The 23543-nt window shown below is 46.2% G+C and carries 19 protein-coding genes, 2 tRNA genes and 1 rRNA gene; 3 read left to right on the forward strand and 19 right to left on the reverse strand.

Annotated features, from left to right (window positions below; all coding sequences use genetic code 11):
* Entirely contained in the window at window positions 1–891 is an 891-nt protein-coding gene (gene rfbD, locus KQI39_RS10620) for a dTDP-4-dehydrorhamnose reductase (protein WP_442860760.1), read from the reverse strand.
* Between the two features lie 355 nt (window positions 892–1246).
* Between rfbD and KQI39_RS10625 the strand changes: the two genes are divergently transcribed.
* Entirely contained in the window at window positions 1247–1744 is a 498-nt protein-coding gene (locus tag KQI39_RS10625; RefSeq protein WP_216418260.1) for a QueT transporter family protein, read from the forward strand.
* A gap of 62 nt (window positions 1745–1806) precedes the next feature.
* Here the strand turns inward: KQI39_RS10625 and KQI39_RS10630 are convergent, their stop codons facing one another.
* The 10 genes from KQI39_RS10630 to KQI39_RS10675 form a co-directional block, all read right to left on the reverse strand.
* Window positions 1807–2529 carry a SigF/SigG family RNA polymerase sporulation sigma factor gene (locus KQI39_RS10630; protein ID WP_216418262.1) on the reverse strand — a complete coding sequence of 241 codons (723 nt, stop codon included), beginning with the start codon at window positions 2527–2529 and terminating at the stop codon, window positions 1807–1809.
* Window positions 2530–2531: 2 nt separating this feature from the next.
* A complete protein-coding gene (spoIIAB, locus tag KQI39_RS10635) occupies window positions 2532–2957 on the reverse strand; it encodes an anti-sigma F factor (RefSeq protein WP_216418264.1) in 426 nt (141 codons plus the stop codon).
* Window positions 2941–3300, reverse strand: coding sequence for an anti-sigma factor antagonist (locus KQI39_RS10640; protein WP_148447516.1), 360 nt, complete (start codon window positions 3298–3300; stop codon window positions 2941–2943). Before KQI39_RS10640 ends, spoIIAB begins: the two co-directional genes overlap by 17 nt.
* A 105-nt stretch (window positions 3301–3405) precedes the next feature.
* Complete coding sequence (locus tag KQI39_RS10645) at window positions 3406–4749, reverse strand: hypothetical protein (RefSeq protein WP_148448934.1); 1344 nt, start codon at window positions 4747–4749, stop codon at window positions 3406–3408.
* A gap of 10 nt (window positions 4750–4759) precedes the next feature.
* Window positions 4760–4912 (reverse strand): hypothetical protein, encoded by a 153-nt coding sequence (locus KQI39_RS10650; RefSeq protein WP_021977044.1) that lies wholly within the window; start codon window positions 4910–4912, stop codon window positions 4760–4762.
* Window positions 4909–6207: a bifunctional folylpolyglutamate synthase/dihydrofolate synthase gene (locus KQI39_RS10655; RefSeq protein WP_173772042.1), complete on the reverse strand. Its 1299-nt coding sequence runs from the start codon at window positions 6205–6207 to the stop codon at window positions 4909–4911. The genes KQI39_RS10650 and KQI39_RS10655 overlap by 4 nt, the downstream gene beginning before the upstream one ends.
* A 129-nt stretch (window positions 6208–6336) precedes the next feature.
* A complete protein-coding gene (locus tag KQI39_RS10660) occupies window positions 6337–8391 on the reverse strand; it encodes an LTA synthase family protein (RefSeq protein ID WP_148448930.1) in 2055 nt (684 codons plus the stop codon).
* 15 nt (window positions 8392–8406) lie between these two features.
* Window positions 8407–11061, reverse strand: coding sequence for a valine--tRNA ligase (locus KQI39_RS10665; protein WP_216418266.1), 2655 nt, complete (start codon window positions 11059–11061; stop codon window positions 8407–8409).
* 520 nt (window positions 11062–11581) lie between these two features.
* Window positions 11582–15436 (reverse strand): FtsX-like permease family protein, encoded by a 3855-nt coding sequence (locus KQI39_RS10670; protein WP_253293145.1) that lies wholly within the window; start codon window positions 15434–15436, stop codon window positions 11582–11584.
* An 8-nt stretch (window positions 15437–15444) separates the two neighbouring features.
* Window positions 15445–16158, reverse strand: coding sequence for an ABC transporter ATP-binding protein (locus KQI39_RS10675; RefSeq protein WP_148448925.1), 714 nt, complete (start codon window positions 16156–16158; stop codon window positions 15445–15447).
* Window positions 16159–16479: 321 nt separating this feature from the next.
* Here KQI39_RS10675 and KQI39_RS10680 point away from each other — a divergent pair, with 321 nt between their 5' ends.
* A complete protein-coding gene (locus KQI39_RS10680; protein ID WP_216418276.1) occupies window positions 16480–16818 on the forward strand; it encodes a hypothetical protein in 339 nt (112 codons plus the stop codon).
* A 70-nt stretch (window positions 16819–16888) separates the two neighbouring features.
* Here KQI39_RS10680 and KQI39_RS10685 read toward each other — a convergent pair whose 3' ends face one another.
* The 5 genes from KQI39_RS10685 to KQI39_RS10705 are packed head-to-tail and all read right to left on the reverse strand — an operon-like array spanning window position 16889 to window position 21970.
* Window positions 16889–17527, reverse strand: coding sequence for a bifunctional 4-hydroxy-2-oxoglutarate aldolase/2-dehydro-3-deoxy-phosphogluconate aldolase (locus KQI39_RS10685; protein ID WP_216418278.1), 639 nt, complete (start codon window positions 17525–17527; stop codon window positions 16889–16891).
* A gap of 18 nt (window positions 17528–17545) precedes the next feature.
* Complete coding sequence (locus tag KQI39_RS10690) at window positions 17546–18598, reverse strand: sugar kinase (protein WP_216418280.1); 1053 nt, start codon at window positions 18596–18598, stop codon at window positions 17546–17548.
* A 2-nt stretch (window positions 18599–18600) separates the two neighbouring features.
* Window positions 18601–20346 (reverse strand): dihydroxy-acid dehydratase, encoded by a 1746-nt coding sequence (gene ilvD / locus KQI39_RS10695; RefSeq protein WP_173733865.1) that lies wholly within the window; start codon window positions 20344–20346, stop codon window positions 18601–18603.
* Between the two features lie 18 nt (window positions 20347–20364).
* Entirely contained in the window at window positions 20365–20601 is a 237-nt protein-coding gene (locus tag KQI39_RS10700) for an HPr family phosphocarrier protein (protein WP_216418282.1), read from the reverse strand.
* Window positions 20602–20614: 13 nt separating this feature from the next.
* Entirely contained in the window at window positions 20615–21970 is a 1356-nt protein-coding gene (locus KQI39_RS10705; protein ID WP_216418284.1) for a GntP family permease, read from the reverse strand.
* A gap of 295 nt (window positions 21971–22265) precedes the next feature.
* On the opposite strand from KQI39_RS10705, the gene KQI39_RS10710 reads away from it, so the two are divergent.
* Entirely contained in the window at window positions 22266–22958 is a 693-nt protein-coding gene (locus KQI39_RS10710; protein WP_334300798.1) for a FadR/GntR family transcriptional regulator, read from the forward strand.
* A 126-nt stretch (window positions 22959–23084) separates the two neighbouring features.
* On the opposite strand, the gene KQI39_RS10715 is transcribed toward KQI39_RS10710, so the two are convergent.
* The 3 genes from KQI39_RS10715 to KQI39_RS10725 all read right to left on the reverse strand — a co-directional run.
* Window positions 23085–23155: transfer RNA gene (locus KQI39_RS10715), tRNA-Cys, on the reverse strand.
* A gap of 3 nt (window positions 23156–23158) precedes the next feature.
* Window positions 23159–23231, reverse strand: a tRNA-Asn gene (locus KQI39_RS10720).
* Window positions 23232–23322: 91 nt separating this feature from the next.
* A 23S ribosomal RNA gene (locus KQI39_RS10725) occupies window positions 23323–23543 on the reverse strand; the annotation flags it as partial.

Below are 23543 nucleotides of genomic sequence, written 5' to 3' on the forward strand. Positions count from 1 at the left end.
CTAATCCTCCGTTCTTTCATCCATATATTCTTTCAGTGATGCTTTCCAGTCCGGCATATCATACACTTCAATGATACGGAGGATAAAATTATCAAGGACGGCATAAGGCGGTCTGACAGAAGAAAGATCTGACTGCTCTGTCGGCACGGATCTCAGTTCGATCTCCTTTCCTGCAAGGCGAAGGATCTCTGTCGCAAACTCATAACGGTTGCATACACCGCTGCAGGTTACGTGATAAGTTCCATATTCGTTGGTATCGATAAGATACAGGATCATTCTTGCCAGATCCTTGGCACTGGTCGGTGATCCGAACTGATCAGAAGCAACGGAAAGTGCCTGACCCTTTTCTGCTGTCTCCAGCACTCGGTTTACAAAATTGTGCCCGCCTTTTCCATATACCCAGTTACTTCGGATAATGAAATGTTTGTGCGTGAACTCTTTTACATAGTTTTCCCCGGCTCTCTTGGAACGGCCGTAAACAGTCAGCGGATTGGTATCGTCAAACTCTGTATACGGTTTTTTGCTCTTTCCGTCAAAAACATCATCTGTGGAAAGCTGTACGATCTTTGCTCCGCATTTTCTTGCAACGATACTTAAGTTTCTTGCTCCCAGTGCATTGACACGGTATGCATGTTCCGGATTCTTCTCACACTCATCGGTATCTGTGATACCGGTGCAGTTGATGATCACATCCGGACGGTTAATGGAACCGAAGTTGATCACTTCATCTGTGTCTGTGATATCCAGCTCGTCAAGGTCTGTGTTCAGAGTCTCGATCTGCATTGGATCCAGAACATCATTCAGTGCCCGTCCGATCTGTCCGTTGGCACCTGCGATCCATACTTTTAACATCTTTCTACCTCCCTGGTATAATGTGTGTGATACATAAATAAAGAGACATTGATTTAGATCAAAACCAATGCCCCTTTAACCTATATACTGTAATATATTTTATCAATATCACAAAAAGCTTTCAAGAAAAAAGCCCTGTTTCCATAAGGTTCCTGCTGTCTTTGCTTCTGTCTGGTCCTGCTTCAGAGCCAGGGTCTGTCCACACAGGCCAGAGTCATCAAATAGTCAGGATCGTACCTTGCATTTCCACGCCTCGTATGCTATACTCAGTTTCGCTGCAAAAGCCCGAAAAAACCAAGGTCGTACAGGGCTTACAAGGCGGTCACCGCCTATAAATGTGCCGAGTGTTCGTGACCTTCCACTCGTAAAACAAAACTAAAGGAGAATAAAAAATATGAAAAACAAAGGTACTCATTTTCTGGTACAGGGAGCTGCCATTGCAGCTGTATATGTTGTCCTGACACTGGTATTCGCCCCACTTAGCTTCGGTGAAGTTCAGATCCGTTTTTCCGAGGCGCTGACTGTGCTTCCGTTCTTCACACCGGCTGCCATCCCGGGACTGTTCGTGGGATGTATCATCGCCAATCTTCTTGGCGGTGCGATTCCGGTTGACATCATTTTCGGAAGCATTGCCACACTCATCGGTGCATTCTTCACCTACAAGCTTCGCAATACAGGCAGATGGACCGCCCCGATCCCACCGATCGTTTCCAACATTGTGATCGTTCCTCTTGTGCTTCGTTACGGATACGGCATTAACCTTCCTATCCCGTTTATGATGCTCACAGTAGGAGCCGGCGAATTTATCTCAGCCGGTGTGATCGGTATGATCCTTCTTGGAGCACTTTCCAAATACAAAAATATACTTTTTCATAAAAAAGCAGCAGTCTGATCGAACCTGCTGCCCACAAAAGGAAGCCATGAGAAAACAGCAGCATTTCTCATGGCTCCCTTTTATTTTTTCTCTGCGGATTCCTGCAGACTGCGCAGGATCCTCTTTTCCATTCTGGATATCTGTACCTGGGATACGCCAAGCTCATGGGCGATCTCCGTCTGGGTCATGTTCTGAAAATACCGCATATAGATCAGCCTCCGCTCCTTTGCCTCCAGAGTCCCCAGTATCTCTTCCAAAAAAATCCTGTCCAGTGCTTTTTCCTGCCGGTTTTCTTTTTCCGGGAGCTTGTCCATCAGAGAAATCTCCGTTCCCTCACCCTGATAGATCGTTTTGTGAAGGGATTCCACCTCTGCACCGGATTCCATAGTCATTACCAGTTCTTCTATGGAAATTCCCATTTCCGCTGCCATTTCCCCCGTCGTAGGTTCCCGCTCCAGCCGGCGCGTCAGTGCTTCTCTCACCTGATAGATCCGGTAGTGATTTTCCTTCAGAGAACGGCTTACCTTCAGTATCCCGTCGTCCCTGAGATAACGTTTGATCTCTCCGATGATCATGGGAACTGCATAGGTGGAAAATTTCACATCATAGGACATGTCAAACTTATCCACAGCTTTCAGAAGTCCGATGCTGCCGATCTGGAATAGATCCTCCATCTCCACCCCACGTCCCAAAAAACGCTTTGCCACACTGTAAATCAGTCCTGTATTTTCTTCAAACAAAAGATCTCTTGCCGCTTTATCCCCCTGGTGTGCACGCCCGATGAGGGCAAGAGTACGATCCATAGTTACCTCCTGATGATCTTTTTCATGTGCACAGTTGTTCCACGTCCCACTTCTGATTCCACCAGAACTTCATCCATAAATGCCTCCATGAAGGTAAATCCCATACCGGAACGGTCCTTGTCCGGTTTTGTAGTAAACATGGGTTCCATGGCTTTTTGGATATCCGCAATTCCCACTCCATGATCAAGCACATCCACCGTAAGCTCCTGCCCGCTCAGCCGGCAATCTACCTGAATCTTATGTACCTCCCCTTCATACCCGTGGATAATGCAGTTTGTCACAGCTTCCGACACTGCGGTTTTCAGATCCGAAACTTCCTCCAGCGTAGGATTCAGCTGCGTACAGAATGAAGCCACTGCCACTCTGGCCAGTGCTTCATTTGCCGGCCTGCTGTCAAAGATGATTGTCATTTCATTTGTGTTTTCCATGATATACACCCTCCTGTTCTTCTGCTGCTTCCTGTGTTTTGCAGATATCAATATATCTGCCGACTCCGGAAAGACGCAAAAGCTTTGCAATATGACTGTTTACATTCATTACCTGCACACATTTCCCTCTCATTCCCAATGCCCGGTACCGTCCCATAAGAAGGCCAATGCCGGAACTGTCCATAAAAACGGTCTCTGAGAAGTCAAAAATCATATTTTTTATATATTCATGTCCAATAATACGGTCTGATTCTCTTCGAATCTCATCGGAAACCGGATGATCCAGTTCTGTCGGAAGATGTACCGTGAGAACTGTCCCCGACCTTTCAAACCCTGCTGCCATTTTATTCTTCCCCCTTTTTTCGATTTTTATACCTTTTCTTGCAAACACAAAAAGGGGAATGTACCGAAGCACATTCCCCTTCTCCGAGGTTTTTCCCTGTATGTTTTATTCTGTATATCCATCATTGTAGGATGAGTCATCGTATCCGCTTTCATCGTAACTGCTGTACTCATCACTGTAATCTCCGGAATCATCATAATTTCCGGAATCCCCCTGTGCACTCTGTGTGGAATCCGCACCCTCTGCGTTATCTGTACTTCCGGTGCTGTCTGTAGAACTGTCCCCGGTACTGTCCGTACTGTCAGAAGACGAAATTCCGCTCACTCCGGTTCTCTCGCATATGGTGTTGTAAACACCCTTTGCTGAATCAGACAGCGTATCCACATACACATTCTGAATCTGAAGCGCTGCTGTATCCAGGTCTTCCTGCTGCATAGCTGTATAAGCGGAAAACAGTGCCTCATAACTCTGACTTCTCTTCTTCTCTTCTTCCACCTGCTTGGAAACCGCATCGGCCGTATCATTAGACTCGGCAGCTTCCCCCTGGGCCTTGGTAAGCTCTACACTCTGGCTGGAAAGGGAATCGCTGTACTGGATGATCTGCTGGTTTGCCTCACGATAAATATCCTGCTTCACAGCTGGCAGTACCAGAAGCCAGAATGCCGCCGCACCTGCCGCAAATCCCAGAACCATGGTAAAAAACAGCGATACTCTGGACCGTTCTTTATAAGAAGACGGCCTTACAACAATCTCACCGGAAATGTTATCATTCTCTGCTTTCTCATTGCCGAAAAGACCTTTCCGTTTTTTTTCTATTTTTGTGGTAACACCGGTCTGCTCATCTACCTCCCGCAGGAAACGTAAGGTAGTTGTATTGGTTTTATCAATTCTGGCTGCTTTTTTCAGCGTTCTTCTCGCCTTGTTCCACTCCTGATTCTTCATCTGAATCAATGCGAGAAGATGATAGCCCTTAATCAGCTTGGGATTCTGGGAAAGAATCTTTTTCAGGCGGATAGCCGCCATATCCTCATGCCCTTCTCTGCACATGGCAAGCGCGTTGTTGTATTTTTTTATGCTCTCATTGATTGTATCCAGTTTATTCTGATTTGCCTGAAGCTTGGCAATATATTCTGAAGCCAGATTTCGGTTCTTCTGAATATTCTTGCTGATAACCCATTCACTCAGTGCCGCAACCACCTCACCGGTCTCAAAATACACCAGGCCAAGAAGGTTTCTCGCACGGATATTTCGTTTATCATAGGCAAGGCTCTGCTTCAGACAGCTGATCGCCCCGGACAGATCTCGGATACTTGCTTTTTCCAGGCCCTGATTATAATAAAGCTTGGAAAGGTAATCCACTTTCTTCTGGATCAACACATTGGCTCCACAGTGCGGACAGTAATCCAGGTCTGTATCTGTCAGGAACGCTCCACAGTTTATGCAGTTCATTCATGTCTCCTTATCTTACACGTCTGTTGCTCTTGACCTCCCGCAGCATCTCCTGAAGCACATCCATGATATCTGTGATCTCACGGTCATAGATTGCACCTTCTACATCTGCCACATCCAGACATGGTTCAAATTTCTTCAGTTCCTCTTCGTAATCGATCATAATTTTTTCCTCCTGATCACAGCCTTGATTTCCCCGACCAGATAAAGGGAGCCCACACAGAACAGCATGCCATCCTCGCCTTTTTCCTTAACTGCCTGTTCAAACGCTGTCGGAACATCCTCCACTGCTTCTACTTCCGGTACTCCGTCTTTACGGAAGATTTCTGCAAGCTCTTCCACCGGAACTTTACGGTATCCACCTACCTGTGTGACAATCACATGGCGGAAACGGATACGTGTACAGATCGTACGGATCATATCTGTATAATCTTTGTCGTCCACTGCGGAAAACAGCAGGGTCAGCGGAAATTCCTTCTGGAAATGTTCCGCAGTCTCCACAAACTTCTCCACGCCGTCTTCATTATGTGCACCATCCACGATCACACCTGGGAGAACGGTCTCCATTCTGCCCTGCCAACGTGTCTTGGCCATACCGGCTTTCAGAGCTTCCAGTGATACCGGAATCTGATTTTCCAGAACCTGAATGGTTTTTACCGCAAGGGCCGCATTCATAACCTGATAACGTGCGATAAAAGGAATATCAAATACGGTATCTCCATAAGCCTCATCTTTCAGAGAAAACTTAATTCCATCTTTTGTAATTTCATGGATCCTGGTATCTTCCCGCTTCAGCTCATAATAAGGACATCCTAAGGTTTCTGCATGCTCACGCATCACGCGCGCCGCATCCGGATCATTTCCATCGTAGATCACCGGAACGCCCGGCACCATGATCCCCGCCTTCTCTCCTGCGATCTCGGAAACGGTATTTCCAAGGTACTGCATATGGTCGAGGCTGATGGAAGTGATCACACAGGCTGCCGGATTCTCCACTGCTGTGGTAGCATCCAGACGTCCGCCAAGGCCTGTCTCCAGTGTTACATAATCTACACCGGCTTCTGCAAAGATCACCATTCCCATCAGAAGAAGTGTCTCAAAATAGGTCGGATGATAACTTCCTTCCGCAACCAGCTCATCGGAAAGTGTCTTTACTTTTTCAAAGGCACGAAGGAAGGTATCGTCATCAATCACTTCCTCATTGATCTGAAATCGCTCATTGATCTCCACCAGATGGGGAGATGTAAAAAGTCCACAGGAATATCCTGCTTCCCGAAGGACCGATGTGATAAACGCACAGGTACTTCCCTTTCCGTTTGTTCCTGCTACATGGATCACACGGAATTTCTTCTGTGGATCTCCAAGTCTTCTTAAACATTCTCTGGTATGGTCCAGACTGTTCTTGGTTGTAAATCTTGGTATGTCTTCAATATACGCAACTGCTTCTTCGTAATTCATAAAAAAAACCATCACTTATCTATAATGTATTCGTAAGGAACTTTCGGGGAGAAAAATTTCTCCCCTCCTGTCCGTTACGATACCATTATATAATAGTGGTGGAAGATGTCCAGTCCTAATCGTAATATTTTATCCGACATTTTTTGTATCGGATGTGTTTTCTGTGCTGCTTTTTTCGCTGTCAAGTTTCCACTTACTGTCAGAGAGCAGTGCATAAACAGCACGGTCATGGCTCTTGGTCATGGCCTTTCTGGTGGAACTGTTGCTTCGCTGCACTACCGAAATCCGGTCAAAATCATCCAGTTCTTTTCCGGTAATAATCAGCTTGGTCGGATTCACGTAAACCGTATCGTACCATTCTCCGTTGATCTTCACCTGGCTGGACGGCGTAAAGTTGGTTCCCTGAATATAATAGGTATGATCCGTCTCAGACACAACCTGAATGGAATCCAGTGTGGTATCATAGATTCCCATACGCATCTTGGTACGCTCAAAAGGATTCTCTCCGTCGTAGGAATACTGTTTTCCATAGAGAAGGTCATACTGCAATGTTTCCAGATCCACCTGATAATTCTTGGTGTTTCTTCTTGCCTGATGATATTTGAAAATATTTCCCTCATGGATACCCACGCGGTCCATAACCTCTGCTGCCATCTGGTATGCTGCAAGATTCTCTTTCTTTTTCTTAAGTCCGAAATTATCCCACATCACATACTCTGTCTGGAAGAGATATTTGTTATCCACATCCTCCACAGTCAGTCCCATGGTCGGCAGATGGTCACCGTACATAACCAGAACCACATCCTCCGGATAATCGGCGAGCTTATCTGTCAGCTCTTTGACAAAATTATCCATCTCATGAATCTGGTTTACGTAGTACTCCCACTTGTTGTTCAGTTCCTCGGTAGGTGCACCGGAAACTGTGATCTCCGGATTTTCCAGTACCGGTTCAGACGGATAATCTCCATGTCCCTGTACGGAAATGGTGTATACATAATCCGGTCCTTCTGTGGAATCCAGACATTTGATGATCTCATCAGTAAGCACACTGTCCTTGGTCCAGCCCAGCGGGTTCTTCTGATTCTCATCCTTCATATACTCAGCGGAAGTAAAGGTATCAAATCCCAGATTCGGGAAAATGCTTCTTCTTCCATAGAAATTCGCCTCATTGTTATGTATGGCGTGTGTGGTATATCCCAGATTTTTCAGCACATACGGAGCACTCTCACAGGTGGTTTCCTTAAGAATACTCTTATAAGGATATTCACCCGGGCCAAAATAATGAAGGCTCATTCCGGTAATGGACTCAAACTCTGTGTTGGCAGTTCCGGCTCCTACAGACGGAACCTTGTAATAACCGGAAGAATATTCTTCCATCAGTTTCCGGAAATTCGGGATCGGGTCCTCGGAAATATCCAGATAATTTACCAGTGTGGGATCAAAAAAGGACTCCAGCTGTAAAAACAGGATATTCGGATGGCTTCCGTCTTTTGTTTCCGGAAGGTTCTCCTCGGAATTTTCGATCTTTTGGATCTCATTTTTGGAATAGTCTCTTGGAGCACTGATTCCGGTATTGAAGATCGTTGTTGCCAGACAGTAAGGATATCCGTAATCCTCATAAGCAATGGCAATGTTTCCAAAATAATTGGAAAGTACTCTTTTTTCCAGAGCAAGCTGTGTGATTCCTCCAAAAGCAAGGATTCCAGCAAGAACCAGCGGAATATTCACCTTGTATTTCAGTTTGCCTCTGTATTTCGGCGATTTTATCAGAATGATCAGAAGGATCAGAACTGCAATGCCAAGAAGTACCGCACCGATCGTCATCTGGGTCTGTGTCAGGTACTTCTTTGCGATGCTGAGGCCGTCGGTCAGGTTCTTTACATCCGGGCCTGTAAACGGTGTGACACGGTTGAGAAGAAGAACACCGTTTACGATTCCCAGAAACAGCCATAAGCTGCCAATAAAAATACGCCAGAAAATTCTCTTTCGGAAGAGATAAACAAGCAGCATAGTCGTAAAGATAAACGCCGTATTATAAGCAAATACAAGCGGCTTTGTGGTCATGTAGGTCCATGCCTCTGTGAACGAGTGCCTGCATATGGCCTCGATCACAAAGTACAGGACTGCACATCCCAGAGCCTGAAGTATCAGCGAAATCTTATTGAAAAAGTTACACCACTTCATTAAAACACTCCTTCGTTATTTCACCATCTGTGTTAACTGCAGGTTCACTTTCTCTTTCATCTCTTTGTATTTCTCAAGTTTCTCCTTCTCTGCCTCTACCTTTGCTGCAGGTGCCTTGTTCACAAAGTTCGGGTTGTTCAGCATTCCCTCACAGCGGGCGATCTCTTTTGTAAGACGCTCCTGCTCTTTTGTGAGACGCTCGATCTCTTTTTCACGGTCGATCAGGTCTTCCAGCGGCAGATATACCACACCGTCTGCTACAACGATGGATACCGCATCCTCGCCGATTCCGCTCTTATCCTGCTGCACATGGATCTCTTTTGCAAACGCAAGGTTTGTAAAGGATCTCTTGCAGGACTCAAAACGTGCACAGCTCTCTGCGTCCTTGCCTACGATGTAGATATTGGTCTTTCTGTTCTGCGGTACGTTCATCTCGTTTCTGGTGTTACGGATTCCACGTACAACTTCCTGGAAACTTGCAACTGCTTTCTCAGCATCTGCAAAGTTCATCTCGTCTTTGTATACCGGCCAGTCAGAGATCATGATAGACTCTTCCTCCGGAAGCAGTGTGCAGTAGATCTCTTCTGTGATAAACGGCATGAACGGATGAAGAAGCTTCAGTCCCTGTGTCAGTGCAGTACGAAGTGTCCACAGTGCATCGTTTGCTGCTGCCGGGTTCTCCTCTGCTTTCCACAGTCTTACTTTGGCCATCTCGATATACCAGTCACAGAGCTCATCCCACAGGAAGTCATAAACTTTCTGTACAGCGATTCCAAGCTCATATTTATCCATGTTCTCGGTAACATCGCGGATCACGGTGTTAAGTCTGGAAAGGATCCATTTATCCTCGTTGTAAAGAGCGTTCAGATCTTTCGGCTCTGTTACGGTCTTTCCTTCCAGGTTCATCATAATGAAACGGGATGCATTCCAGATCTTGTTTGCAAAGTTACGGCTGGACTCTACACGCTCCCAGTAGAAACGCATGTCATTTCCAGGTGCATTACCTGTCATCAGAGTCAGACGAAGTGCATCTGCACCGTATTTGTCGATAACTTCAAGAGGATCGATACCGTTTCCAAGGGATTTACTCATCTTGCGTCCCTGGGAGTCACGTACCAGGCCGTGGATCAGTACATGGTGGAACGGAGTCTCACCGGTCTGCTCCAGTGCGGAGAATACCATACGGATAACCCAGAAGAAGATGATGTCGTATCCGGTTACCAGGACATCTGTCGGATAGAAGTACTCAAGCTCCGGTGTCTTATCCGGCCATCCAAGTGTGGAGAATGGCCACAGTGCGGAACTGAACCAGGTATCCAGTGTGTCCTCATCCTGGTGCATATGTGTGCATCCGCATTTCGGGCACTTCTCAGGCATTTCTCTTGCAACAACCATCTCACCGCACTCATCACAGTAATAAGCCGGGATTCTGTGTCCCCACCAGAGCTGACGGGAAATACACCAGTCACGGATGTTCTCCAGCCAGTGCAGGTAAGTCTTGTCAAAACGTGCCGGAACAAACTGAAGATTTCCGTCGTCCAGAGTCTTGATGGCAGCTTTTGCCATTTCATCCATTTTTACAAACCACTGTGGTTTGATCATCGGCTCTACGGTTGTACCGCAGCGGTCATGGGTACCAACACTGTGGCTGTGCGGAACAACTTTTACAAGGAGTCCCTGCTCTTTCAGGTCTTCTACCATGGCCTTACGTGCCTCGTAGCGGTCCATACCTGCATATTTTCCGCCAAGGCTGTTGATGGTTGCGTCATCATTGAGGATATTGATCTCCTCAAGGTTATGACGGCGTCCAACCTCAAAGTCGTTGGGGTCGTGTGCCGGTGTGATCTTAACGCAGCCTGTTCCGAATTCCTTGTCAACATACTCATCGGCAATAACCGGGATCTCTCTGTCTGTAAGAGGAAGTTTCAGCATCTTGCCTACAAGGTCTTTATATCTCTCATCCTCCGGGTTTACAGCAACTGCTGTATCGCCGAGAAGTGTCTCCGGACGTGTGGTTGCGATCTCAACGAAACGTCCTTCCTCACCTACGATCGGATAATTGATGTGCCAGAAAAATCCGTCCTGGTCCTCATGTACAACCTCTGCATCAGAAATAGAAGTCTGGCATACCGGACACCAGTTGATGATTCTGGAACCTTTGTAAATATATCCTTTCTCATAGAGACGGATAAATACCTCCTGAACAGCCTTGGAGCAGCCCTCATCCATGGTAAAGCGCTCACGCTCCCAGTCAGCGGATGCACCCAGTTTTTTCAGCTGGTTGATGATCTTTCCGCCGTACTCTTCTTTCCATGCCCAGGCATGTTTCATAAACTCGTCACGGCCAATCTCGTTCTTGTCGATTCCCTCTTTACGAAGTTTCTCTGTTACCTTAACCTCTGTAGCGATGGCTGCGTGGTCAGTTCCCGGCTGCCAGAGAGCCTCGTAGCCCTGCATTCTCTTGAAACGGATCAGGATATCCTGCATGGTCTCATCCAGTGCATGGCCCATATGCAGCTGTCCGGTTACATTGGGCGGCGGCATTACGATTGTGAAAGGTTTTTTGTCCGGATTTACTTTTGCATGGAAGTATCCGTTGTCCATCCATTTTTTGTACAGACGATCCTCAATACCCTTGGGATCATAAGTCTTTGCAAGTTCTTTGCTCATGTTTTCCTCCTGAATCTTTCTTGGGATCAAGCTGTCTTTTTGGGACAGCTCTTTCTGATTATGGGAGCTTTAAAGCGCTCCTGTTTTCTGCAAGAAAAAACACGCCCTCCACACCAAAGCTAACAACTCCTGTGCGAAGGGCGATCATTCTCGCGGTACCACCTTCATTATCCGGGAAAAATATCTTATCTACTGTTCCCGTCTATCTCTTGTCCCTTAACGCGGGGTACGTGGAAACCTACGCAGCAGCTTCTGTGTCTGTTCTACATTTCTGCCTTCAGTCTCCCGGCTCCTAAGCTACCTTCTGCAGTCTTCCATCTGAAAATGCCTTCCAGCCTGCGCTCCTTCTGCGTCTGTGCATTTCTCTCTGTCAGCGTATTCCTGCATACTCCTCTTATTCAACGCCTTTACCATGTTCCTACTATAATGAAATTTTCTTTTTTTGTCAAGACGAAGGCCTGCATTTCCGGGGATTTCACATATTTCCCTGTATGCAGGCCTTCTTCTCATTTCCGTATTTTTATTCTACGCTCTTCAGTGACTCTACCATATCGATCTTTTTCAGTTTGAAATGCATTACCATATTTACAAACATGGAAAATCCAAAGGTGATAATGCCGCTGTAGATAAAGCTTGGTATCTTGATATTTCGTCCGAACATTACCGCATCTACCTCAACGGTTGTGATCACATACCGGTGAAGGAAGATTCCGAACACTGCACCTACCAGGATTCCTATGATGGACAGAAGGATATTTTCCCGGAATACATACTGGGAAACCTCGCCATCATAAAATCCCAAGACCTTCAATGTTGCAAGCTCTCTCTGACGCTCTGTGATATTGATGTTGTTCAGATTATACAGTACCACAAATGCCAGCATTCCGGCCGAAATGATCAGGACCCAGATCACCGCTCCGAGGGAGCCCAGCATTCGCTCAACCTGACCTGCTGTGCTGCTTGTATAGCTGATACTCAAAGCCGCCGGATATTTCAGGACCTCATTTCCAATAGTTTCCAGATCACTGCCTGCATCTTCCTTCATGGTATATACTGTGCTTGAATACTCCGGTTTCTCTCCGAATGTTTTTTCGTAGCAGGATGGGGTCATGTAAACGTAATGTCCCATATAGTTCTCCGTAACAGCAGTGATCTTCACCTTATACTTCCTGTTGTCTTTCTCCAGTGTGATCTCGTCTCCTGCCTTCACTCCCATAAGAGAAGCCGTTTTTTCACAGATCACCGCTCCGTCATCGGTAAGCTCATACTGCTCATGGGATTTTCGATCCCGCAGGGTAACATCCTCTTTGAAGTTTTCCAGATTTTCCGGAACATACACATAAACACTGACATTTCCCTTTTCTTTCGGTGCCGTCATCTTGGTAAGCTGCACGCGGGTATAGTGGTCGATTTCGCTGTTTCCATCCAGGAATTTCAGAAGATCCCTTTCCTGGCTGTCTGTGGCATCCTCATCATTGATCACCATGGCATCGTAATGCTGGATCTGATCATACTGAAGAATCGCAATATCCATAATGGAGTCATAAAGTCCGAATCCTACAAGCATCAGTCCCATGCTTCCTGCAATTCCGAAAATGGTCATAAAAAGACGTTTCTTATAACGGAAAAGATTTCGCATGGACGATTTCCAGGAAAAGCTCAGATGCTTCCATATAAAGCCGATCCGCTCAATAAGGATCCGTTTTCCTTCTTTCGGTGCAGGCGGCCGCATCAGGGATGCCGGTGTCTCTGCCAGAGTCTTTACGCAGGAAAAAAGTGTTGCACCCATAGTACAGATCACTGCTGCTCCGGAAGCAATCAGTGCATAGCTCATCTCATAATCCAGTTGCATGTAATCACCGATATTCCAGTACATGATCCCGTAGGCCTGGATAATGATAAACGGAAAAACCTTTTCTCCAAAAAGTACTCCTACGATACTTCCGCCTACTGTAGCCAGGAATGCATAGCTGAGATACTTGGATGCAATGGCTGCTTTTCCGTAGCCCAGCGCCTTCATGGTTCCGATCTGGGTTCGCTGCTCCTCCACCATTCGTGTCATCGTGGTAAGACTGATCAGCGCCGCCACCAGGAAAAATATCATTGGGAAAACCTTTCCGATGTTTTTCAGCCGCTCTGCGTTATCACCAAAATCCGAGTATTCCGGAAGGTCATTGCGATCTGTGATGATCCATTCCGGTGTTTCAATATCGTCTACCTCTTTCTGGGCATCCTCGATCTTCTGCTGGGCTTCCGCAATCTTGTCATCGGCTTCTTTTTTTCCGTCCTGGTATTCTTTCTTTCCATCGGAAAGTTTCTTTTTCGCGTCCTCCAGATCTTTTTTTGCATCTTTTAATTTTTGTTCGTTTTCCCGGATCTCTTTTTCACCATCCAGAAGCTTCTGTTCACTTGCATCCAGTTCAGCCTGACTGCTGGTAAGCTTTTCCGTATTTGCCTGGATCTCTGCCTGGCCTGCATTTAACTGTGCCTGCTTTTCCTCCAGCTGCTGCCCGGAGCTAAGCTGGGCTCTGGCTGAATCCAGCTGGCTCTGGCCGTCATCCAGAGTTGCCTGGTTTGCCGTAATTTCTTCTTTTGCCGCTGAAAGCTCTGTTTTCTTTGCCTCCAGCTCTTTCTTTCCTTTGTCCAGTTCTTCCTGGCCTGCGTTCAGCTGCGCCTCTGTCCCGAAAAGTGTCTCTTCCTGCTCTTCGATCTGACTGAAGCCCTCATTGATCTGACTGAGGCTGCTTTCCAGTTCAGCCCGGGTCTGAGCCAACTCTGATTTTTTCGCTGTAAGCTCTGACTGCGCCTCGTCGATCTGTGCCTGACCGGCATTTATCTGTTCTTCCATTGCACTGATCTGGCCATTTAATGTCTGGATCTGCGTGGAAAGCTCCGCCAGCTCTTCCTCAGTTTTTCCTTCTTCCACACCGGCATCATACTGCGCCTGCAGTTCCGCCGCCTGACTGCTTAATGCCTCTTTCTGGCTGGTCAGTTCATCCAGCTGTGCCTGCTGCCCGGAAAGAGTTTCTTCACTGGAACTGATCTGAGTTTCGCCCTCGGAAACCTGTGCAAGTCCTGCCTCACACTGTTCTTTCTGACTGGTAAGAGTTGCCTTTGTTTCTTTGATCGTATTCTTTCCAGCTTCCAGCTGTTCCCTTCCGCTGTCAAGCTCAGCCTGTTTGCTTTCCAGCGTTTCCTCCGCTTCCCTGATCTGAGCCTCACCGTCACTTAACTGCTGTTTTGCGGCATTTAGCTGTTCGTATCCGGCAGTCAGCTCTGACTGCTTCTCATTTATCTGTGCCTCGGAGTCGGCAAGCTGGGATCTGGCAGAATTTAACTGGGACAGACCGTCTTCCACCTGCTGTTTTGCGCTGTTAAGCTGAGACCATCCATCTGCGATCTGCTGCCTGCCGTCAGCAAGCTGCTGTTTTCCATCGGTCAGCTCCTTTTTTGCATCACTAAGCTGCTGTTTTCCATCTTCGTACTCTTTTTTTCCATCGTCATACTCTTTCTGTCCATCGTCCAGCTTTTTCTTCGCATCACTGAGCTTTTCTTCTGATTCCTTCTTTCCGTCCTCAAGCTCTTTTCTGGCGTCATCCAGCTTTTCATTGGCTTCTGCGACGACCTCATCGTAGCGCAGGCTGCACTGTTCTTTTTCGATACCTTCCACACGCTTCCGTATCTTTTCGATAAGATTGTCGTAGGCATCGGTATAGCTGATCACATCCCCGGATTCATGTACCATAATATAGATCTGGGTAAAAGCCTCCTGATCAAAATCCTCCGGAAGAATGTATCCGAAGCCGCTGATCTCACCGGATCCAAGAGTCGTATTTCCTCTGTTAAATGAAATATAAAGAGGGCTGCTTCCGATTCCCACAACTGTATAGGTTGTCTTTTTCAGAAGTTCACTGTCTCCATCCTCACTGACGGATATGGTGTCACCGACTTTATAGCCCTGGTTCTTTGCAAATGGCTTGTCCAGAAAGATCTCGCCGCTTTTTTCCGGTATCCTTCCTTCATCTGCTGTAAGCAGGTTAAAATTGCTGCTGATGGATTCCAGATGAAGAACCTTCCTGGCATCATCCTCTCCACTCATAACATCCGTAGAATAACCACCTTCAGCCATCTCCACACCGTCAATGTCCGATACCGCTTCTACATCATTCTGAGTGAGTCCCAGTGTTCCCTGGATCTTCAGATCCATCAGCTTTGCAGCTTCATAATAGGCATCTCCGGAATATCTCATATCCGGAGAAGAGGCCTGAATCCCGGAAAAAAACGCAACGCCCAGTGCCACGATCAGAAAGATCGAGATAAAACGTACTTTACTTTTTCGGATCTCCATCCAGAAATCTTTGTGTAATGCTTTCATTCCGTCACCTACCATTCAATCTCTTCCACAGGTGTGGGATGTGCATTTTCGGTCATCTTCGAAACCTTGCCGTTTTTAATTTTAATCACACGATCCGCCATAGGTGTCAGTGCAGAGTTGTGGGTGATGACAATAACGGTCATGCCCCGCTCCCTACAGGTATCCTGCAGAAGTTTCAGGATTGCCTTACCGGTCTGATAATCCAGAGCTCCTGTGGGCTCATCACAGAGCAGAAGCTTGGGATTCTTCGCCAGGGCCCTGGCTATGGAAACTCTCTGCTGTTCCCCGCCGGAAAGCTGTGCCGGAAAGTTGGTCAGCCTCTCTTTCAGCCCTACCTCCTCCAGAACTGTCCTGGCATCCAGAGGATTTTTACAGATCTGAAGAGCCAGTTCCACATTCTCCAGTGCAGTCAGATTAGGCACCAGATTATAAAACTGGAAGACAAAGCCGATATCCTCACGCCTATATCCGGTCAGCTGCCGGTCCGTGTATTTTGCAATGTTTTTCCCATCGATCCAGACATTGCCGGACGTAGCCTTATCCATTCCTCCCAGTATATTCAATACCGTTGTCTTTCCGGCACCACTGGGTCCTACCACAACCACAAATTCGCCTTTTTTTATCTGAAAGCTGATCTCATCCACAGCTATGATCTTCACTTCTTTTGAGCCATAGATTTTGGATACATTCTCCAGCTTCACATATTCTTCCGTATGCTCCATTTCCACCCCTCCTCTCTACTCTCTATATGATTTCAGGGGGCTTTTATCTGCCCCCTTTTAATTCTCTCACTCACGTATCACAGCTGTAGAAAAATGTTTTCGGCTGTGATCGAATATTATCAATAACTATATTTATAAGTATATCGGTTCTTAATTCAAAATGCAATTTCTACTTATATTTTACAAAGATTTTTCATTCCTGCGCATTTGTATTTTACATTTCTTTTCTATAATACAGACAGATAAAGGAAATCAATATTATGACTGACTGCTACTGACAACAGCAGAAGGATAATTCCATCAAAACAGGAGGAATGGATTATGTATAAAGCACTGTGGAATCACTTGGATCAAAATAAAAAAAATGCCCCTGCGCCGGCTGTTTTTCTTGCACTTCTGACAGCTGGATGGAGTGTAGCCGGAATTCTTGCAGGATTACTTGTTTGTCTGGAACTTCAGACAGAACTGATGGTGAAGCTGACTGTGATCTTATGTGCCGGTGGATACGCCGGACTGATTCCCGGTTTCTTCGGTGGAATCTTTTATCTTTACCGAATGGATCTTCGGAAACCTTCTGCGGATCCTGTAGCTGATCTGGCAGCTGAAGCGGAAAAAGCTTCTGCCGATCCTACTTCATTGATCTATTTTCACAATAATTGACAAAAAAGCAGAACTCTGCCTGGTTGTGCAGGGTTCTGCTTTTTTTATTGAATATGTGTATTAAGTTTGATTACTTTCTTATGGAATCCGCAAGCTTTTTTGCTTCCGCTGTCAGTTCTCTTATTTTGTCAAATTCTCCTGCCTTCACAAGATCTCCTTTTACCATCCAGCTTCCGCCGCAGCAGAGGATTTTGTCACAGGAAAGATAGTCCTCAAGGTTTTTCGCATTGATCCCGCCGGTAGGCATAAAACGGATTCCTGTATAAGGAGCTGCCATAGCCTTGATCATTGAAATTCCGCCTGCCGGTTCTGCCGGGAAAAATTTAACTATCTTAAGTCCTCTTTTCACTGCCTGTGCAACCTCTGACGGTGTGATACATCCCGGGAAAACAGGAATTTCTTTTTCCAGGCAGTAATCTACGATCTCAGGATCAAAGCCCGGGCTTACGATAAATTTTGCTCCGGCGCCAACAGCCGCATCTACCTGTTCTGTTGTAAGCACTGTACCTGCTCCCACAAGCATTTCCGGGAACTGCTCTGCCATGAGACGGATAGACTCTTCTGCTGCTTCTGTACGGAATGTCACCTCCGCACATGGAAGGCCGCCCTCAACCAGAGCCTTTGCCAGCGGTACTGCATCCTTTGTATCTTCCAGCACTACAACCGGAACCACACCAAATTTCTGAAATTTTTCTGCTATCTCTTTCATCTGAATTTCCCTTCCTATTTATCTTTTTATATCAAAGTTCATTTCCATCACATGTCTGATCATAGATACATCATCGGTAATGTTTCCATCACCATGGATCGTATGCTTCACGGCACTGGCTGCAACACCGAAATTCACGGTATCTTCCGGTGTATACTCATTCATAAGACCATAGATGATTCCGCTTACAAATGCATCTCCGCCACCGACACGATCAAGGATATGGAAAGTCAGGCGCTTGCTTTCGTATGTCTTTCCGTTTAACCAGAGATACGCCATAAGACTGTTTTCACTGCAGCTATGTGCAAAACGGACATGTCTTGCGATGCATTTTATATTCGGATATCTGTCCGCAAATGCCTGGAACACTTTTTCCTGCTGTTCAAGATCCGGCTGAAACGGGATTCCATCCTTTACATCCCCTGCACTGTGGTCTTCTTCCTTTTTCCAGATATGGTATGGCTCGATCCCGAAAAGAACATTTACATATGGAAGACAAAGTGTACAGAAATCTCTGGCCTCTTCCCAGGTCCACAGCGTACTTCTGAAATTTCCGTCAAAGCTTACGGTCATGTCCATTTCTTTTGCTGCCTTCAGGCAGTTTAAGATCAGATCCCTGCATTTTGTTCCAAGAGCAGGTGTGATTCCGCTCAGATGCAGCCATGTATATCCTTCCAGCAGTTTTTTCACATCTGTTTTGCTGAAGTCATACTCAGAAAAAGCGCTGTGTTTTCTGTCGTAAACTACCTTGCTTGGGCGGATCCCGTAACCGGTTTCCAGATAATAGGTTCCAAGACGGTGTGTCGGAGTTTCTTCCTCCGTGGAATAAACCACACTGTCACAGTTCACATCATTGCTTCTCATCATACGTACAGCACTTTTTCCAAGACTGTTGTCCGGAACTACTGTAAAAAACGAAGCATCTATTCCAAGATTTGCCAGGGAAAGGGCTACATTCGCCTCGCTTCCCCCATATCTTGCCTCAAAGGTTGTTGCTGTTCTGATTTTTTCATAATCCGGCGGTGTCAGACGCAGCATGATCTCGCCGAGAGTAATAAATTTATGTTTCATGATCAATACTCCAGATAGGCTCCCTTCATTGGGCTTGCAGCATGCTCACTGAAAAGTCTCAGCACGCCTTTTTTGTATTTTGGTTCTCTTGGCTTCCAGTTTTTGCGTCTCTCGGCAAGGATCTGGTCGATCTCTTCCATGGACTTTCTTTCGCCTGCGATTCCGATGATGTTCAGCTTTCTTTCCATAACGTCGATCTCAATAAGGTCGCCTTCCTCAACAAGTGCGATTGGGCCACCGTCAACAGCCTCAGGGCTGCAATGTCCGATAACAGGGCCTGTAGATGCTCCGGAAAAACGTCCGTCTGTGATCAGTGCGATACTCTTTCCAAGCTCTTTGTCACTGCTGATCGCCTCAGATGTGTAGAACATTTCCGGCATTCCGCTTCCCTTTGGTCCCTCGTAACGGATGAATACTGCATCACCTTTCTGAACCTTATGCTTCAGAACTGCATCCAGACACTCCTCTTCACTGTCGAACGGTCTTGCGCGGAGAACGGATTTGAACATTTCCTTCGGGCATGCGGTGTGCTTGATCACAGCACCCTCCGGTGCAAGGTTTCCACGAAGAACTGCGATACTTCCGTCGGTTCCGATCGCCTTGTCATACGGACGGATGATATCTTCCTTTGTAAGGCTTACATTGTAACGTTTGTTAAATTCCTGAAGCCATTTGTCGCATTTCTCATAAAATCCGTTGTTCTTCAGCTCCTCAAGGTTTTCTCCGAGAGTCTTTCCTGTAACTGTCATCACATCCAGATGGAGATGTTCCTTGATCTCCTCCATGATCGCCGGTACACCACCTGCATAATAGAAGCACTCAGCAGGCCAGCGTCCTGCAGGACGTACATCCAGAAGATATCTTGCATTTCTGTGCAGTCTGTCAAAGGTATCACCTGTAATCTCAATTCCAAACTCATGTGCGATCGCCGGAATGTGAAGCAGACAGTTTGTACTTCCGGAGATTGCAGCGTGTACAAGGATCGCATTCTCAAAGCTGTCCATAGTTACGATATCAGAAGGACGCATATTTTCCATCTGTGCGATTCTTACTGCCTGTCTTCCTGCCTCTCTTGCGAAAGCAAGAAGATCCGGGCTTGTTGACGGCATCAGAGCTGTACCAGGAAGTGTAAGTCCAAGTGCCTCTGCCATGATCTGCATTGTTGAAGCTGTTCCGATAAAGGAGCAGGCTCCACAGCTTGGGCAGGCATTGCATTTTGCCCAGTCAAGCTTCTCTTCGTCGATCTCTCCACGCTCAAACTTTGCACTGTACATTCCCAGCTGCTCAAGGGTCAGCATCTCAGGTCCCGCATTCATGGTTCCGCCCGGAACAAATACGGAAGGGATATTTACTCTTGCAAGTCCGATCAGATTTCCCGGTACACCCTTGTCACAGCTTGAAAGATATACACCGGCATCAAATGGTGTTGCATTTGCATGGATCTCGATCATGTTTGCGATCATTTCACGGCTTGCCAGGCTGTAGTTGATTCCGTCTGTTCCCTGGCTTTCACCATCGCAGATATCGGTACAGTTATAGCGTGCACCAAAACCACCTTCTTCTGCGATTCCTTTACGAACTTCTTCCACAAGGATGTTCAGGTGTCCGCTTCCCGGATGGCTGTCACCATAAGTGCTTTCCACCATGACCTGAACCTTTCCCAGATCTTCTTTTTTCCATCCTGTTCCAAGGCGCAGCGGATCAAGCTCCGGTGCAAGCTTTCTCATTTCCTGACTTACTAACTTCATGATTTTTTCCTCCATTTCCTATTCTCTGATCAGATTCAGATTTTCCAGCTTTTCTCTAAGTTCCTTTACATCCTCTTCTTCTGCTCCGATTTCCACATTATTAAATGTAGGAAGGCTGAATACTCCCAGCATGGACTTCGCATCTACGATATATCTTCCGCAGATCAGTTCCACATCCTTCTGGCAGCCAGATGCAGCCTGTACAAGATGCTTTGCGTCATACATGTCTCTTAAATAAACCGGTATCTTTATCATTACGCTCTGCCTCCTATGCAAAAATTGAAATAATAAAGCCTACAACAAGTGCTGTAACACCGATCAGTGTTTCCATGATCGTCCAGGATTTTAATGTTGTTTTTTCGTCAATCTCAAGGAAAGTACTTACCAGCCAGAATCCGGCATCATTTACATGACTCAGTGCAGTTGCACCACCGCAGATCGCACAGCACATAGCAGCTCTGTAAAGCATGCTTGTATCCATTACTGCCGGCATAGTCGCCATGATTCCTGATGCCATGGTCATTGCCACAATGGAACTTCCCACGGATGCCCTTACCAGGATTGCGATCAGAAAAGCGATCAGGATCAGCGGAAGACCGCTCTTTTCCAGGGCTGGTCCGATAATATTTCCAAGACCTGAATCCTGAAGCATCCACCGGATCACACCGCCGCTGGCGATGACCAGAAGGATCATTCCAACCGGTCTCAGTGAATGATCCAGTATTTTCTTTAACTGTGCACCGGTAAAGCCACGACGGATTCCAAGAAAATACATTGCTGCAAGCGTTGCGATAGTCAGTGCCAGAAACGGTTTTCCGATAAATCCGAGAAAACTCTGTATTCTTGCCGGAATTGGCATGTATTTAGATACAGTACTGAGAAGGATCAGAACAAGCGGGATCAGTATCACGCCAAGCACCAGACCAAATGGCGGCAACTCTTTTCCATCATCTTTGATCTCTTCCACATTGGCCGGAAGTTCAGTGAAAATTTTGTTTCCAACCAGATTTCCCCAGATAATTCCTGAAACCAGCATACAGATCAGTGCAGTTGGAACTCCAACCATGATCATAGTTCCCAGGTTTACGCCAAGTGCATTAGCAACCAGTACAGATCCCGCAGAAGGCGGTACAAAAGCATATCCGCTGGCAAGACCTGAAAGAAGTGGGATTGCATAATACAGTGTGGATTTTTTTGTCTGCTTTGCAACACTGAATACCAGTGGGATCAGTACTACAACACCTGCTTCAAAAAATACGGTTGTACCGATCACCAGTCCGGTAAGTCCCAATGCCCATCCGGCTTTTTTCTGACCGAATTTGTCGATCAGTGTTTCCGCTATTCTCTGAGCGCCTCCGCTCACTTCCAGTATTCCGCCGAACATGGAACCCAGTCCTACCAGAAGTGCGATTCCCTGTAATGTCTTTCCAACACCTTTTTCTACTGTGTCTGCGATCATTTCCAGTGGCATTCCGGCACCTGCACCGATGATGATCGCTGAAATCATCATTGACAGAACCGGATGTAGTTTAAATTTGATGATCAGCACCAGCAGGATCACAATTCCCACTGCCGCAGCAAGCATCAATCTCATTGGATCTGCTGTAAATGTTGTTTCTTCCATTTTTTCTGCTTTTGCCTCCTTAATTCATCCGATGTTTTACTTTTCGTTAAATACATCTGACCTTTCTGTTGTTTTTTCTTTTGAATTGTGCTGATTTTCTTTGTTTTCGTTTCAATTCATCTGATGTATTTATAATATATTCATTCTTGCAAAAACGCAATACGGTAATTTTATCTAAATTATCGTATTATTTTTTGTACATTTTGTCGTTTTGACATTATAGTTTAAAGGAATTATTATAGATATAAGGAAAATATAAAAAGAAATAACGAATAGAAATGGAGAAACTCATATGATGATTTCGTCATCAGAAGAAAAAAGTCTTCCGCAAAAATTATCGGAAGACATCATCGCATTTATTTTAAAGGAAAATCTGCAGCCTGGAGACAAGCTGCCTAATGAAACGGTTCTGTCCGAACGTCTGAATGCCGGAAGAAGCTCTGTCCGCGAGGCAATGAAGCTTCTTGCTTCCAGAAATATCGTGACGATCCGTCAGGGATCCGGAACCTATATCGCATCATCTCCGGGAATGGTGGAGGATCCGCTGGGATTAACCTTTATCGGCAACAAGCAGAAGCTGATCCATGACCTTCTTGAAGTCCGTTTTCTGCTTGAACCCTCTATTGCAGCAATGGCTGCCACCCGTGCCAATAAAAAAGATATAAAAAAAATCACCACACTTTGTGATGAGGTTGAAGCATTATTAAAAAAACATGTGGATCATACCCAGAAGGACATTGAATTTCATACAGCGATCGCGCTGAGTAGCAAAAATGTTGTTGTTCCGCGGCTGATTCCCGTAATTAACAGCTCTATTCCATTATTTGTCGAATCAACCAGTGGTGCTCTACACGAAGAAACAATTGAAACACATCGCGAAATCGCAGCTGCTATTGCAGAGCATGACGCTTTGCGTGCTCAGGATGCCATGTACCTTCATCTGGTTTATAATCGTAAACGAATCCTGCTTACAGAAAAAAAATCCTGATCTGTCGGACAGCATCCTTTCCTGATGCTGTCCGATCTTCCAGAAGTCTGTCTTCACGGCCTTCAGCAAGTACATTTTTATAGAAAAAATAAGCCCTGGAAATTCATCTTTCCAGAGCTTTCTAAGAGGTGCCACCCGGATTTGAACCGGGGATAGAGGTGTTGCAGACCTTTGCCTTACCACTTGGCTATGGCACCATGCTCCCCCTGTTGGACTCGAACCAACGACACTGCGGTTAACAGCCGCATGCTCTACCGACTGAGCTAAGGAGGAATACTTAATTTAAGGTTTGTACCTTAAAAACTACATACATGCTTGTTGATTGTTAATCAAACTCTTTGAATCAATTCTTAACCTGCGTTTCTTGGTCAAGCCCTCACCCGATTAGTAACAGTCAGCTCCATGCATTACTGCACTTCCACCTCTGCCCTATCTACCTCGTCGTCTTCAAGGGGGTTTACTTCACTAAGAATGGGATATCTCATCTTGAGGGGGGCTTCACGCTTAGATGCCTTCAGCGTTTATCCCTTCCGGACTTGGCTACCCGGCCATGGCTTTGGCAAGCCAACCGGTCCACCAGCGGTC

The sequence above is a fragment of the Blautia sp. MSJ-36 genome, assembly GCF_018917985.1.
Classification (GTDB): Bacteria; Bacillota; Clostridia; order Lachnospirales; family Lachnospiraceae; genus Blautia_A.